The organism is Enhydrobacter sp. (assembly GCA_025808875.1).
Taxonomy (GTDB): Bacteria; Pseudomonadota; Alphaproteobacteria; order Reyranellales; family Reyranellaceae; genus Reyranella.
Genome location: CP075528.1, coordinates 2,131,746 through 2,145,066, shown reverse-complemented (window position 1 = coordinate 2,145,066; position 13,321 = coordinate 2,131,746). Strand labels below are relative to the sequence as shown.

14 protein-coding genes are annotated in these 13,321 nt (G+C 59.5%); 6 read left to right on the top strand and 8 right to left on the bottom strand.

From position 1 onward, the window contains the following. Window positions 1-68: 68 nt before the first annotated feature. Genes KIT25_10600 through KIT25_10590 form a run of 3 tightly spaced genes read left to right on the top strand, consistent with a single transcriptional unit; the run spans window position 69 to window position 2,565 of the window. Window positions 69-623: a class I SAM-dependent methyltransferase gene (locus KIT25_10600; GenBank protein UYN97348.1), complete on the top strand. Its 555-nt coding sequence runs from the start codon at window positions 69-71 to the stop codon at window positions 621-623. Window positions 624-631: 8 nt separating this feature from the next. Continuing rightward, a complete protein-coding gene (locus tag KIT25_10595) occupies window positions 632-1,570 on the top strand; it encodes a Rieske 2Fe-2S domain-containing protein (GenBank protein UYN97347.1) in 939 nt (312 codons plus the stop codon). Further along, window positions 1,567-2,565, top strand: a complete 999-nt coding sequence (locus KIT25_10590) for a flippase-like domain-containing protein (GenBank protein ID UYN97346.1) — start codon at window positions 1,567-1,569, stop codon at window positions 2,563-2,565. The genes KIT25_10595 and KIT25_10590 overlap by 4 nt, the downstream gene beginning before the upstream one ends. Window positions 2,566-2,596: 31 nt before the next feature. On the opposite strand, the gene KIT25_10585 is transcribed toward KIT25_10590, so the two are convergent. Continuing rightward, window positions 2,597-4,156 (bottom strand): B12-binding domain-containing radical SAM protein, encoded by a 1,560-nt coding sequence (locus KIT25_10585; protein ID UYN97345.1) that lies wholly within the window; start codon window positions 4,154-4,156, stop codon window positions 2,597-2,599. A gap of 125 nt (window positions 4,157-4,281) precedes the next feature. Here KIT25_10585 and KIT25_10580 point away from each other — a divergent pair, with 125 nt between their 5' ends. Beyond that, entirely contained in the window at window positions 4,282-4,842 is a 561-nt protein-coding gene (locus KIT25_10580; GenBank protein UYN97344.1) for a hypothetical protein, read from the top strand. On the opposite strand, the gene KIT25_10575 is transcribed toward KIT25_10580, so the two are convergent. From KIT25_10575 to KIT25_10565, 3 genes are all read right to left on the bottom strand, one after another. Continuing rightward, window positions 4,823-5,155, bottom strand: coding sequence for a hypothetical protein (locus KIT25_10575; GenBank protein UYN97343.1), 333 nt, complete (start codon window positions 5,153-5,155; stop codon window positions 4,823-4,825). The two genes, KIT25_10580 and KIT25_10575, sit on opposite strands and share 20 nt — an antisense overlap. Next, complete coding sequence (locus KIT25_10570) at window positions 5,152-6,945, bottom strand: hypothetical protein (GenBank protein ID UYN97342.1); 1,794 nt, start codon at window positions 6,943-6,945, stop codon at window positions 5,152-5,154. The genes KIT25_10575 and KIT25_10570 overlap by 4 nt, the downstream gene beginning before the upstream one ends. Window positions 6,946-7,027: 82 nt before the next feature. Continuing rightward, window positions 7,028-7,624 carry a hypothetical protein gene (locus tag KIT25_10565; GenBank protein UYN97341.1) on the bottom strand — a complete coding sequence of 199 codons (597 nt, stop codon included), beginning with the start codon at window positions 7,622-7,624 and terminating at the stop codon, window positions 7,028-7,030. Window positions 7,625-7,787: 163 nt separating this feature from the next. On the opposite strand from KIT25_10565, the gene KIT25_10560 reads away from it, so the two are divergent. Both KIT25_10560 and KIT25_10555 read left to right on the top strand, forming a co-directional pair. Beyond that, window positions 7,788-8,537 (top strand): glycosyltransferase family 2 protein, encoded by a 750-nt coding sequence (locus tag KIT25_10560; GenBank protein UYN97340.1) that lies wholly within the window; start codon window positions 7,788-7,790, stop codon window positions 8,535-8,537. A 24-nt stretch (window positions 8,538-8,561) separates the two neighbouring features. Beyond that, window positions 8,562-9,503, top strand: coding sequence for an NAD-dependent epimerase/dehydratase family protein (locus KIT25_10555; protein UYN97339.1), 942 nt, complete (start codon window positions 8,562-8,564; stop codon window positions 9,501-9,503). A gap of 10 nt (window positions 9,504-9,513) precedes the next feature. Here KIT25_10555 and KIT25_10550 read toward each other — a convergent pair whose 3' ends face one another. From KIT25_10550 to KIT25_10535, 4 genes are all read right to left on the bottom strand, one after another. After that, on the bottom strand, window positions 9,514-10,596 hold the full coding sequence (locus KIT25_10550) for an alpha-ketoacid dehydrogenase subunit beta (GenBank protein ID UYN97338.1): 1,083 nt from the start codon (window positions 10,594-10,596) through the stop codon (window positions 9,514-9,516). Window positions 10,597-10,613: 17 nt separating this feature from the next. Continuing rightward, a complete protein-coding gene (locus KIT25_10545; protein ID UYN97337.1) occupies window positions 10,614-11,543 on the bottom strand; it encodes a thiamine pyrophosphate-dependent dehydrogenase E1 component subunit alpha in 930 nt (309 codons plus the stop codon). 97 nt (window positions 11,544-11,640) lie between these two features. Further along, window positions 11,641-12,426 (bottom strand): ABC transporter ATP-binding protein, encoded by a 786-nt coding sequence (locus KIT25_10540; protein ID UYN97336.1) that lies wholly within the window; start codon window positions 12,424-12,426, stop codon window positions 11,641-11,643. Next, window positions 12,404-13,270 (bottom strand): ABC transporter permease, encoded by an 867-nt coding sequence (locus tag KIT25_10535; GenBank protein ID UYN97335.1) that lies wholly within the window; start codon window positions 13,268-13,270, stop codon window positions 12,404-12,406. The genes KIT25_10540 and KIT25_10535 overlap by 23 nt, the downstream gene beginning before the upstream one ends. Window positions 13,271-13,321 lie beyond the last annotated feature (51 nt).

Below are 13,321 nucleotides of genomic sequence, written 5' to 3'. Positions count from 1 at the left end.
TAAGGCGCCTGCCGACACTGTACTACCTCATAAATCGATATCGCTTCCGGTTGATACGGCGGCCGATCATGGCCAAGGAAACGAGCAAAGCCAGAACACGCCGGCAAGCCGAAGGTTTCTTCGACAAGTACTTTTCTGGACGAGGTATTGATATCGGCTACGGCGGTGACTTGGTTGTTCCCAATTGCCGCGGTTGGGACGTCGAGCATGGTGATGCCCACGAGCTCGCTGGCATCGCCGACGATACCTTCGACTTCGTCTATGCGTCGCACATCATCGAGCATCTCGAAGACCCCGCGCGAGCACTTCTGAATTGGTGGCGTGTGCTGAGACCCGGCGGCTACCTTATCCTTTATCTGCCCGAACGGGATCTCTTTGAGCGCAAGTGCACGTTGCCTTCGGTCGTCAGTACTGACCATAAGCACTTCTTTCTGCTCGATCGAGACGATCCTCCGGATACAGTTGGACTGATCCCGCTCATCAGTCGGACGCTGAAAGGCGCGGAGATAGTCCACAAGAAGATTTGTGACGCCGGCTACGATCCAAATATTCCCGTGAGTTTCATGTCCGACGCTGAGTACTCGATCGAACTCGTCGCGCAAAAGCGCATAGCGGGCCCCTGAGCAGGACAATGGCGTCCTTCTTCGACCCTTCGCTCACGGCTACTGCCGGAGAGGCTTTCGTCGATCAAAGCAAAGTCGATGATACGCTGCGCAAGCTCATCCCGGCGGCCCATATCACCAAGGGTAGCTACCGATATCCTAGCCGTTCGGAACTGCGTGATCTTGTGTGGAACCACATGGATCAAAGCCATCGGCCCCTCATTCACCGGACCTATGGTGTCGCGGCTCGTATTCACATTGGAGGCTCCACCAGCTTCTCGCTCACTAGGTTCGGTCACTGGCCGTTCGTCATTCCGGTGTTTGACGGCTACTTCAAGGAAAACGGCTTCTACCAGGTCATGGTCCTGTTTGGCCTGATTGCCGTCGTCATCATCATCGAGTGCAATCCGAACGGCAACGAGTCCCAAATGGACGTGAGTTGGACCATCGCATCGCACCGCTGGCTCCGATTCCTTCATCCGCTCCTCAGCCGCCGATTGGTACGCCTAAACCATCTCCAAAACCGCGAGGACGACCCTATTCGCGATCGCCGGGTCGCGTTGCGTGCCGCGGGCTACCGCTTCAAGACGGACCTTCCCGATTTCGTTAATTCGAACGTCAAGGGCAACAGCACGATCTTCCCACCGCTACAGGACCCCGTTTCGATCTCGCTCGCGGATCTCCCGGACGGCCGTGCCGTTCAGATCGAGGTAGCGAACCGTTCCTACATCCTGCGTCGACAAAAAGATGCGGTCGAGATATGGCCCAGCGTCTGTCCGCATGAAGGCGCAGAGATCCGCCCCGAGCACCTTAGCGGTTCAATAGTCCGCTGCCCTTGGCACGGCCTCGAATTCGCCGCGCGCCGTCTCGTTCCCGATGGTGGCATTGTGGAGATTTGTGGCGCGCGCCTGGAACTTTCAGGTGACATGATCGTCCTGGCGCCCGGAACGGCTGCTGTCTCCGTATGAAATCCAGGCTCGTCCCGCGGCTTGTCGCCTTTGTCGCGGTCGGCGCGATTCTTGCGTGGGTGCTGAGCCGACTCGACTGGCGAGAGCTAGGCGCTCGATTTGCTGAGGCATCGCCCGAGGGAATCGCCGCTATGACGGCGGTCTGGATTTTCGCCCTGCTCTTGCGCCCCTTGCGCTTCTGGTACTTGTTGACGGTGCTCGGTGGCGTGCGTGGCGCCCGCTATCGAACGATCTGGACTGCGATGGTCCTCGGTATGGCGGTCAACTCTTTCGCGCCAATGCGAGCAGGCGACGCAGTAATGGCAATATTTCTGAGACATCGCCTGAACATAGAGATACATCGCAGTTTCACCGTGATCGTTGCGGACTGGCTTTGCGACTTCATCTGTGTGGTGGTGATCTTCGTCTCGGCACTGGCCTTCGCGCCTCCAATCGCCGCCTGGATTGGCCACGCATCGATGGTGGTAGTGGCCGTAGGTGCCGCAGGTTTGACCGGCCTCTCTCTAATCTTGCGGTACCGCAGTCAGTTCCTGGCCATAGTGGACCGATGGCTCGCCAGATTGCTTCCCAAGCACCGAGTCCGCCTGCACAGTATCGCAGCCGAGATACTCGCCGGCCTCACCATGATCGGACGATGGCGAGTATCCATCCCCTTGGTGTCTATTTCTGCTGTGATCTGGCTGGTGACGGCGTGCTCGTACTGGTTCGGAATGCAAGCAGTGTTCAACGATGCCCCTTCGGCCGCAGCGCCGTTCACTATGGCAGCAGTGGCATTGAGCTTCGTGTTGCCGCTCGGACCAGGGGGACTGGGAGCCTTCGAAGCGGCGGTTGTAGTCGCCCTTGCTGTATTCGAGGTGCCTGTCGAGGCATCGGTCGCTTTCGCTGTCATTGCGCACGGAGTTCAACTTGGAACAGTGCTGCTGTTCACTGGATTGGCCGTGGTCACCCAACGCGTCGACTATCGGCTGCTATGGGCAGCCACAGAAAAAAGGTGATGTCGCGCGTAGTCACCCGGGCCGCAACCCGTTAGGCGCGCGCGGGATTCTTCGGCCAGAATATCTTGACGAGGCGCTCGGCCAACGAACGCAGGACGCGCTCGCCTCGCGTTTCGGGCGTGTTGCGAACAACGTTCCTCAAATTGACGAATATCCGATGCGGGCGAAAAAGGTAACTGGACGAATAGAACAGCGCGAGGAACGCCAGGCGAATCCACTGCACTTGGCGGGCCGAGAAGCGCGGGTTGTGCGACTTTGCAGTCGAGATGTCCGAATGGGTCAGCAGGCTGATGAAGTACTCTTCGCCGAGTGGCGGCAACCGCTCTTCTTTCACCAGCCGATCGTATAACTCGGCCCCCGGATACGGCACATACGGCACAAGCGTGATGTCATGCAGCCCGTTCCACGAACAGCGCAGCATGAATTTGAACGTTTCAAAGACGTCTCGCGGCGTATCGTCAGGAAACAGAATGATGTTCACCATCACCTTGAGGCCGTGACGACATGCTCCCCTCAATGATTGCTCAAGTCTCGGAAGCTTAACCTTCTTCTTGATGCGCACGAGGGTCGCGGGCGAACCCGTCTCCGGCGCATAGTTCATCTGTCGGCAACCCGATCGATAGAGAATCTCCGAAACTTCTTCGTCGATCGCCTCGCTGCGCGTCCCGCTCGGCAGCTGATACTCAATGCGTAGACCGCGTCCGAGAATCTCCCGCGCAAAGGCTACGATCCAATCCTTCTTGATGATCGCGGTCAGGTCGTAGAGGTCGAAGTTTTCGGCACGATAGCGCTCAATGTACTGCTCCATCTCGTCGACGACCATCGACGGTGTTCGTGCCATCCAGCGGGTAGTCCACATTTGCGGGCTAGAACAGAAGGTGCACTGGTAGGGACATCCCCGAGTGGCCATCAACGGCATGCTGCGCAGGTTCGCAGCGCCGTGGCCGAGCCCCCGCTGCATATATTTGTCGATCGGGATTTGATCCCAATCCGGCAGCGGTATGGCGTCGATGTCCCTGATACGCTTGCGCGCTTCTGTGCGCCGGACTTTTCCTTCGTCGCGATACGCCAAACCGGCAACTTTGGTAAGATCGCCCTCTCGGCGCAAAACGCCTATCAGTTCCACAAGGGTTTCCTCGCCCTCGCCCCTGACGCATATATCGACCGCAGGACAAGTCTCGAGGATGTAGTCAGAACAAGCCGTGGCATGCTCACCGCCGACCACAATCGTCGCTCGGGGAAAGCGCTGACGAACCTTGGCGATCAGCCGGTGGTCGTACGGCCATGACGAGGAAAACATGCAAGACAAGCCGATAATATCGGAGCGAGGATCAATACGCGCTACGATTTCGTCCATCGTCAGGCCGATAGCGTAGGCGTCGCAGAAATCGAGCGCTACAATTTGATCGACCGACTCACCGACGGCATCGATGATCTGATGGCCGATGCCTGACGCTTTCATCGTGCCGGCAAGATAGGCCAAACCGATAGGTGGTGCTGTCAAAGTGCTGAGCGCAAACGCCTTCAGCAATGCCGGCGACTTCAGCAGGCAAACAATGGCAGTGTCTTCAGGTCCGGAATTCAATGCCACGTGACCATCTATTGTCTATGTTCAAGCATAGCGGCTCCAGCACAGCCCGACAACGGCGCCGCTCGCCAGAGCAACCTCTTGACTTGCTTCACAATTCCAACGTGAGATGCTTGACAGTGTCACAATTGCTGCGCCTTTCGGTGGAGGATCATACGCTCTCTATTGTCTCAGACCTGTGTTGGTACGGTGCGGTATTTCTCGCGGCCTGGGTCGTCTACATCCTCGCGTATGTTGTGGCTGCGCGGCTTCGTTGGGTCAAGAATGTCAACCGGCGCGTCGTCATAATGGCCAATCTCTCCGCCTTGATAACTGGCGTGTTGTCCTGGCTTCTACTCGGCACCCAATTCTCTTCCCCGAATACGTGGTGGATTGCAACGGTGACCGCGCCAATCGCTTTCCTCGGCTTCTGTGCGATATTCATCTTCATGGGCCCCGCCAATGTCGACCGGTCCGTCTCGTTCAGCATTCTCTTGGCCCTGAAGGACCACGAGGGCAAGACCATACCGCGGGACCAATTAATCGATGTCGTGCCGTTCGAGCGAATCTTCCAGAAGCGACTGCAGGAGTTGATTCAGTACGGCCTCATCGCCCTTCCAGATGATCGAATCCAGATAACGCCTCAAGGAAAGCGGACCATACGGTTTTTCCGTTGGTTGGGACGACTACTCAACGTCGATCCCCAATGACGACCGAGATCGCCTTAGTCCCATGAAGCCGAGCTCCAATGAGTCCAGGCAAATGCCTCGCTCTTGCACGGACGGGTGATGGCGGTTCGGGGACCGGCAGCTCATCAAGTGCATCGAGCAACCGGGCCCAATCGATGATCTTCCGCTTTCGGGCCATTAAATCTTCATAGGCCTGTTGCAGGTCGGGACCGCGCGCCACGAGATGCAGCTCGCGGATGCGCAGCTCGTATTCGCCGGATCTCTCAGTGACCAGAACACAGTAGTCTGTGCCGACGGTGGACATCGCCCTCCCGGCTTCCATGGATGCCATCATGGTGCATCCTCCCAAGACAGGTCGTGCCACGCCATACTCACCATCTCGCAAGTGAGGGGCGTCAGCGTCCGGTAGTAGTTGATGATGTCGATCGATCGCTGCGAGGCTCCCGCCGGATAGAACGGCTTTTCGGCAGTAAGCATGCCGCAGGTAAGCCCGGGCACCGGGGAATCGCCGCGCGGAATCAAGATCTCGAACGCATCGTAGGACAGCCCCCGGCCGGCAGCCAGAATCCGGATGATGGCTCCAGTCTGCATGCGATAGGAAGAGAAGGAAGCGAGCTCGTGTGGCGGCAACCAGCGCCCCGTTTCATCGTAGACCCTGGACATATCGAGCTCAAATGGCCGAGGGTCGATGAGCACGATCGTTCTCGAGCGATTGACGATTGCCCGGTCGACTATTCTCGAGAAGTAGGCAAGCTCATTGCGGCCGAGCGTTGCCGTAACGCGATTCCAGTAGAAGTTCGCGCCACATGCAAAGACAGCAACCAGAAGGGTCGCGGCAGTGCCCGCTTCTCGCGGGCCGATGATCGGGCTGCCTATCGCCTTGTGCGCCATCTCGACCAGGGCCCGTACGGCAAAGATGAATACGACAGCCACAACGGCTGTAGGTGCGACGCTGGTGCGATACTTAACGAAGCCGCCTAGCGACGCCACGACGGGCGACGTCGCCATCGCAAAACATGCGAGGACAATCGCAACAGTGCTGGCACCCGCCGACATCCACCCATCGAGCCGGATGCGATCTCCGCTGCTACCACCATCGAGGGGCTCACCCCTCATCCCGCGACGACCGGCGATCCGGTGTGCGTTGGCCATGACTAGAACAAGCAGGATCAACGCGCCGGTCAGTAGGTGCATGCGCCCCTGTGGCACCAACCACAGGTCGCCGGCGATTCGCACGAGACTCTCCAAGCGATTCCAGATTTCCGCGAGGTTAAGATTGAACCTGTACTGGTGACCCGCATACAGCGAGGCAACAAACTCGTTCTCGTAGGCATCGGGCCGGCCTGTTCCCTTCAGTGTGAACAGCCTGACCAACGGCAAGTAGAGCAGGTTGGCTGACAAGGTGTAGGCGATCAGGTTGCCTGCGAGGAACGCGACGTCCCGCCATGCGATGAGAACTCGATATGCCTTGGGCGCCTGTGAAAAGAGAATGCCGATGACGGGAAAGATCGCAAACAGCAGAGCGTACGGAGGGTAGTCGTAGAATGCGAGCTGATAGACCAGGCAGGCGAGCACAACGTCGCGCGAGGTGAAGTATCTCAGCGCCTGCCTGAAGAACCCGCCCCGGTCGCCTCGCCCAAACAGGTGCAGCAGCGAAAGCGCTTGAAGGTTCGAACGCCCCAGAACCGTATATGCCGCGCAGGTAATGAGAGCCGTCAGAAGATGCGGCACCCATGCCGTGGCATCGAGGATTGCGTATATGAAGGCGAATCCTGAGAAGATCGAAACTGCAAGTGCAACGGCATCGAACGACCGGACACGCAGTCGCACAATGCAATTCGCCATGAGCAGCGTGCCAGTGCCGACGGCGGTGAGAAGCGCGAACAACCTGAACCACCGGAAGTCGTCCGCCGACTGGATAGGAAGAATCGGCAGGTTGGTCAGAAGGGCCGCCAGGGGCCGTGCGACCGAGAACAGATGCTCCGCCTCCAGATGAAGGAAGTAGTGCTCCTTCGTCCGCTTGAAATACAAGACATCGTAGTCGTCGAGGAGATTGTAGACCTCGATGATGTTGGGCGAATAGGCGAAGGCGAGGGCGAGACCAAAGACGACGATAGTCCACACCGGGACCTTTCCGCGCATCCAGGCCATAAGTCGGCGGGGCACCCGACGTGCGCCCTCAGCCTCAACCACGTCACTCATCGGCCTACGGGGAGGGCGGGCTGCGGGGGGCTGTTCCCGTCGGGGAAGTCGGTGGGCTGCGCCAAGCCTCGACTATCGGAGTCGCTTCGCGAGACAATATACCGATACTTTGCCTCAGCGACTCCTTGCGATCTGCCGGCATTGCCTGAACATCCTGAACGATCACCGCAGCCTTGTTGGCGATATCGACCATGGAAATGCTGCCGACACCCTTAAGCACATCGGCGACGCCAGCCGAGACGCGCGCGACTTCCGCGGATAGGCCGCTGATCGCCTTATCGAGCGCCGTTGCAGCCGTGACACCAATGCCGCCAATGATGAGCAGGACGATGCAGGTCTTGGTGAGAAACAGGCCGAGTTCACCAAAGAAGCCGCGGCCCGCCACAAAGCCAGCAGCACTTGCAACTGACGCCTCGCCCGTCGTCAAGCCGGCACGGCGGGCGTTTTCAAAGAGTGCCTTCTTGCCTTCGGAGAAGCTCCGATAAGCACTCTCCACAGTGTCGCCCGAGGCTACCAGGGCCAGTCCTGGTTCATAGACGAAATACTCCCCATCCCGTTCGAGTAGAACCGTGGCAGAAGGAGCATGACGCGCTTGCAGCATCCAATTCCCCCGATGTGTCAATCCCATGGCCTCACGTCGACCCTACAGGAGCCTCACGGCAATTGCATTCCAGAATTGGCGATTGGCCGCAACTGAAGCGCGAGTTGCGGCACATGCGCGGCCAGACTAAGGATGTCGCCGGCATCGGGGGGGGGGGGCGTGAATGAACCTAGAGGCGCCTGAAGTGGTTGCGGTGACCGTCAAGCCCGCAGGCTCACAGAAGCGCACAGTGGCGCTGTTACTGCCAACGCTGAATGAGTTGCAGGGTCTCAAGGCGACGGTTCCTCACATCGACAGGTCCCTGGTCGACCAGATCATCGTCATCGATGGCGGTTCGAAGGACGGTACCGTCGAGTATGCGCTGGACATGGGACTGACGGTGGTGAGCCAGCTCCGGCGAGGCCTGCACTACGCCATCTACGACATCGTCCAGGTCATCGACAGCGATCTGGTGATCGAATTCAGCCCTGATGGAAATTGCAAAGTCGATCAACTCCCCGAACTGGTCGCCAAGATGCACGAGGGGTACGACTTGGTCGTCATCTCGCGCTACCTGGGGCATGCAGTATCGGAGGATGATCATGCCATATCGGCCTTCGGCAACTGGCTGTTTTCGCGGCTGATGCGTCCCCTGGCCCGCTTCCCGGTCACGGATGCGCTGAATATCTATCGCGGCTATACCCGCCGCATCATTCTCGATCCGGATTTCGAGTTCTACATGAAGGGCCCAGTGCTCGAGCCGCTTGTCACGGGAATGGCCGCATTGCACGGCATGAAAGTCGCTGAGATCCCCGGCGACGAGCCCCTGCGCATCGGCGGTGCCACGAAGCGTTCCATCATCTACAATGGCTCGATGATCCTCCTGATGATTGTCCGCCTCTATATGCGCAAGTTTTTTGCGGTGCGCGTCTAGATCATGGAGTTCATTGGAAAGAGGGTGCTCGTTGCCGGCGGTGCGGGCTTTCTCGGTACAAACCTTGCTCTCGAACTGGCACAGCGCGGCGCCAAGTTACGGTTGACCGTGCGCAACAAGCCTCTCCAGGCGACCTTCGCCAACGCAGAGGTCATCGAGGCCGATTTGCGCTTGCCGGAGGATTGTGCGCGCGCCGTCGAGGGAGTGGACTACGTGTTCGTCTGCGCAGCTCATACGTCGGGGGCCGCCGCCATCCGCGGCACGCCGCTCGTCCACATAACGCCAAACGTCCTCATCAACACACTCTTGCTTGAAGCGGCATACCGAGCCCGCGTGACCAAGGTGTGCTTCATCTCCAGCAGCGTCGTCTATCCGCCGACGGGCCCACGACCGGTGACGGAGAGCGAGGCCTTCGACGGCGATCCGACTGACGTTTACTTCCCCTCGGGCTGGATGAAGCGTTACGCGGAGGTGCTGTGCCGCACCTATGCGGAAAAAATTCCCGAACCGATGCCAACGGTCGCCATCCGCGCGTCCAACGTCTACGGCCCGTACGACAAGTTCGACTTCGCCGTCAGCCATGTCACCGCAGCACTCACGCGACGGGTGATCGAACGCCATGCGCCACTCGAGGTATGGGGCACCGGCGACGACATTCGCGACCTGATCTATGTCGACGATTTCGTCGACGGCACGCTCGCCGCCTTCAGCGCCGACCTGCCCCATCTCGCCGTCAACATCTGCTCGGGCAGAGGCCATTCAGTCAAAGACGTGCTGAACACGCTACTGCGGCTGGAAGGCTACAGCGATGCGGATGTGCAGTTCGATCTGTCCCGACCGAGCACCACACCGGTTCGCCTGATGGACAACAGCTTGGCGCGCGACAAACTCGGCTTCGAGGCGCGGATCTCACTCGAGGAAGGATTGCGACGGACAATCGCCTGGTACAAGGCAAACAAGGCGTAGCGGAGCTCCCTCAGAACGGACCGCGGAACCGCCTATATCCCTCGGTCATCGACCGCTCGGTCGGCAAATCGATCCCGTGATCGGCTCCCCGGACCTGCGTGAGGATAGCATCCACCGTCTCATGCTGGCTGGGATAGTAGATGTCCTCGAGGCTCTTGGCCGTCGGACAGGGCGCCGGCGCCATACCGAGCATGGTGGGAGGAGCCATCAGCATGCTCGGGTCCCTGAGCACCACCTGGCGGCACACCTCGGCGGCGACGCCGTATTCCAGCCACGACGTATCGGCGATGACCAACCTGCCGGTCTTACGCACACTCCCGGCAACCAGATCCCAATCAGGGTGACTGATCGAGTTGAGATCGATCACCTCGGAATCGATGCCAGCCGTGTCCTGGACGTATTGCGCGGCGCGGAGGGCTTCGACGACCATGACGGAGGTCGCAACAACAGTCACGTCGCGACCCGGGCGTGCGACGTAGCTCGTCAAAGGAACGTGCCCCTCAGCAACCGTGAAGTCGAGGTTGTAAAGGAGACGATGCTCGATACTGATCACCGGACCCGGATGGCGATTGATGATCTGTGGATACATGTCGACGATCGCCTGCGCGGTGGCCGGCATGATCACCGTAAGGCCGGGATAGTGCGCGAACGTGGCTTGCGGACTTTGCGAATGCTGCGCCCCCTGCCCCCAGCTGCGGCCGACGACGACGCGAATCAGGGTGGGGCAGCTCATGATCCCGCCGAACATGTAACGGTACTTGGCCGCCAGATTGATGATCTGGTTCATCGCCAAAAACGAGAAGTCCGCTCGGATGTGCGTGGTGATCGGATAGTCGCCGACCAAGGCCGCGCCGAGCGCGATGCCCGTCATCGCCTCTTCCATCAACGGCACGTCAAAGACGCGCTTGGCGCCATATTTTTCGGCGAGCTCGGTGGTCGACCCAAAAATCCCCTTAAAGTCGTCGACACCCTGTCCCATGATGAAAACGTTGGGGTGTTCTGCCAAGGCGCCGTCCATAGTCTCAAGCAACGCGTTGGCATAGGACAGAACCCGGGTCGTCGCGGCCTGGGGCTTTTTCGCTGTCACGTTCATGGTTGGCACTTCCGCACTCAAATGATGTCAGTGAGCAGCTCGGCTCTCGAAGGAGACGGGCTGTTCTCGGCAAAAGCTACTGCTTGCTCGATCTCACGCTCGATCGCAGGCGTCAGCTCCTCGACCAGAGCCTTGTCAGCGATCAGTGGGTCGCGCTTCTTCCATGCGTCAATGTCGCTCTCGAGCCGGTAGCCGAAGTGGAAATCGTCGCCGATTCCGACATGTTCCTTGTAGCGCGCGGTGGCGATCTCGAGCACAAACGGCTCGCCGGCCCGCGCGCGGGCCGCGGCCTCGAGCGTTGCACGGCGGACCGCCAGCATGTCCCAGCCCTCGTCGAGGCGCCGCGAGGCGATGCCGTAGGCCGCAGCATGCTTGACCAGGCTGTAGGACTGCCGGACAGGACGATGGCTGTGGACCGCCAGACCGTTGTCCTCGCACAGGAACAGCACCGGCACCTTCATCAGAGACGCGAAGTTCAGGCTTTCGTGGTAGACGCCCTCCTCGGTCGCACCATCGCCGAACACGGCGACTGCGATCCGCGAGTTGCCGTGTCGCTTGAACGACAGCGCCGCGCCAATCGCGTGCGGAATGGTGCTGGCGACGACAGCAGATGAACCCATCAGCCCTACTTCGGGGGCCGAGAGGTGCATCGACCCTGCCTTGCCCTTCGAAACGCCGCCCACGCGGCCATAAAGTTCGGCAAACATCCGGTCCAGGCGGCCGCCCTTGGCGATGTAAAAGCCATGAGATCGATACGTGGCAAAGACCAGATCGTCGGGCCGCAGGGCATCACATGCGCCCACCGCGACGGCCTCCTGGCCAATCGAGAGATGCACGGGGCTCTGGATCCGGTCGGAAGGATAGAGCTCGATAATGCGTTCCTCGACGAGCCTGATCAGGAGCGCGGTCCGAAACAGGCGACGATACAACTCCCTGTCTTCGCTCAACTATCGGCCTCCCGGCGGATTGGGCCATTTCGGCCGACCGTTCCTGCGCCGTTGGTATACAAAGCCCGCCTCACTTGCAACGCGTCCATTCTGCGGCTCATACTGGCGAAAATCGCTTCATATCATCCGGCTCCACCTTGGTCGCCCGTTCGTAGGCCCGGATGATGTCCTTCGGCGCGCCCTGCTCGCGGACCTTGCCGTCGTCGATCCAGATGGCATGGCGGCACAGGCGCACGACTTCCGCCGGCGAGTGGCTGACGTAGAGCAAGGTGCCCTTGGCGCGAAAACTGTCGATCCAGGCCATGCACTTGCGCTGGAACGCCGCATCGCCTACCGACAGGGCCTCATCCACGACCAGAATCTCGGCGTCGATGTGTGCGCATATGGCGAACGCCACACGCAGGCGCATACCCGTCGAATAGAGCTTGATCGGCTGATCCATGAAGTCACCGATCTCAGCGAAATCGATGATCGAATTGAGCCTTTCGAGGATTTCCCACCGTTTCAGCCCGAGGACAGCGCCGCCTATCATGATGTTCTCGCGGCCCGTGGCTTCGAGGTCGAATGTCGCCCCCAATGCGAGGACGGGAGCGATGCGGCCGTTCACCCAGATCTCGCCCTTGGTCGGGCGCGTGATGCCGCAGACGATCTGCAGAAGCGTCGACTTGCCGCAGCCATTGCGCCCAAGAATACCGACACTGTCGCCGCGCCGGACCTCGAAGCTGATGTCCTTCAGCGCCCAGAACGCTCTGTAGTAGGTGTGGAACGAGCCGAACAGAGCCTGCTTCAGCCACTGACGTTCGCTGGTATAGAGCTGGTACGCCTTGGCAAGATGTCGGGCTCGTATCACCAAGTCTGCGTCAGATGACGTCGGCGATGCCATTGCGCTGCTTTCCGAAAAACCAGTAGCCAAAATAGAACGTGCTAAACGACAGGAACAACGTCCATATGCACACCAGTAAGTTCGGCAGCCGCCCGAAAACGACGAGATCGCGGATGATTTCGATGAAGCCGGTCAGGACGTTGACATACGTCAGAAGCTGAAGTTCTGGCGCAAAGCCTTCGGTAGAAAAGAAAATCGGGGTTGCGAACATCAGCAACGGCGCCACCGTCATCATCAGGTAAGCCGTGTCCCGGGAGTAAGCACCCATGGCCGACAGGAGCCACGTCATGCCGACCAGCAATGCGATGAAGGGGACGTACCACAACGGCAGCAGCAACACCGTCCAATGGAGCGTCCCGGTGAGGACCAACTGCGCCACAAGCATCAAGGCCAATCCGATCGTCGCGTAAGCCGTAGCGCGCAACGTCGAAATTATCGGCAACATGTCCGCCGGGAACATGGTCTGCTTGATGTAGTGGGCGTACTCGTGGAGGAGCGACGGAGCTCGATACGCCATTTCGGTGAAGAAATTGAAGGCGATTAGTCCGCCAAAGATGAACAGCGCGTAGTCGAACTGCGATCCAGTTGCGGTATCGCTGGACTGCTTCACCGCGCCACTGAAGATGGCCGTGTAGACCACCAGCATCAGCAAGGGCGCTGTCACTGCCCATACCCAGCCTGCCATCGATCCCTTGAACCGCTCATGAAGTTCACGGCGCAGCACCGCGGCAATCAAGTCCCGATGATGCCAAGCAGAGGAGAACGGGCGGCACACAAACGACACGAAGCGAGCCAACGGCCCACGGCGTTCGGCGACGACCACCTTGCCATCGACGATATGCATAAGAGGCATGTTCGATACTTCACCAAGCGCCGGAACTGACTCAGCAACAAC

Excerpts from the sequence above, each read along its gene's own strand:
- KIT25_10600 (UYN97348.1), top strand. The coding sequence starts at position 69 with ATGGCCAAGGAAACGAGCAAAGCCAGAACACGCCGGCAAGCCGAAGGT.
- KIT25_10595 (UYN97347.1), top strand. The coding sequence starts at position 632 with ATGGCGTCCTTCTTCGACCCTTCGCTCACGGCTACTGCCGGAGAGGCT.
- KIT25_10575 (UYN97343.1), bottom strand. The coding sequence starts at position 5,155 with ATGATGGCATCCATGGAAGCCGGGAGGGCGATGTCCACCGTCGGCACA.
- KIT25_10590 (UYN97346.1), top strand. The coding sequence starts at position 1,567 with ATGAAATCCAGGCTCGTCCCGCGGCTTGTCGCCTTTGTCGCGGTCGGC.
- KIT25_10540 (UYN97336.1), bottom strand. The coding sequence starts at position 12,426 with ATGGCATCGCCGACGTCATCTGACGCAGACTTGGTGATACGAGCCCGA.
- KIT25_10535 (UYN97335.1), bottom strand. The coding sequence starts at position 13,270 with ATGCATATCGTCGATGGCAAGGTGGTCGTCGCCGAACGCCGTGGGCCG.
- KIT25_10560 (UYN97340.1), top strand. The coding sequence starts at position 7,788 with ATGAACCTAGAGGCGCCTGAAGTGGTTGCGGTGACCGTCAAGCCCGCA.
- KIT25_10565 (UYN97341.1), bottom strand. The coding sequence starts at position 7,624 with ATGCTGCAAGCGCGTCATGCTCCTTCTGCCACGGTTCTACTCGAACGG.
- KIT25_10550 (UYN97338.1), bottom strand. The coding sequence starts at position 10,596 with ATGAACGTGACAGCGAAAAAGCCCCAGGCCGCGACGACCCGGGTTCTG.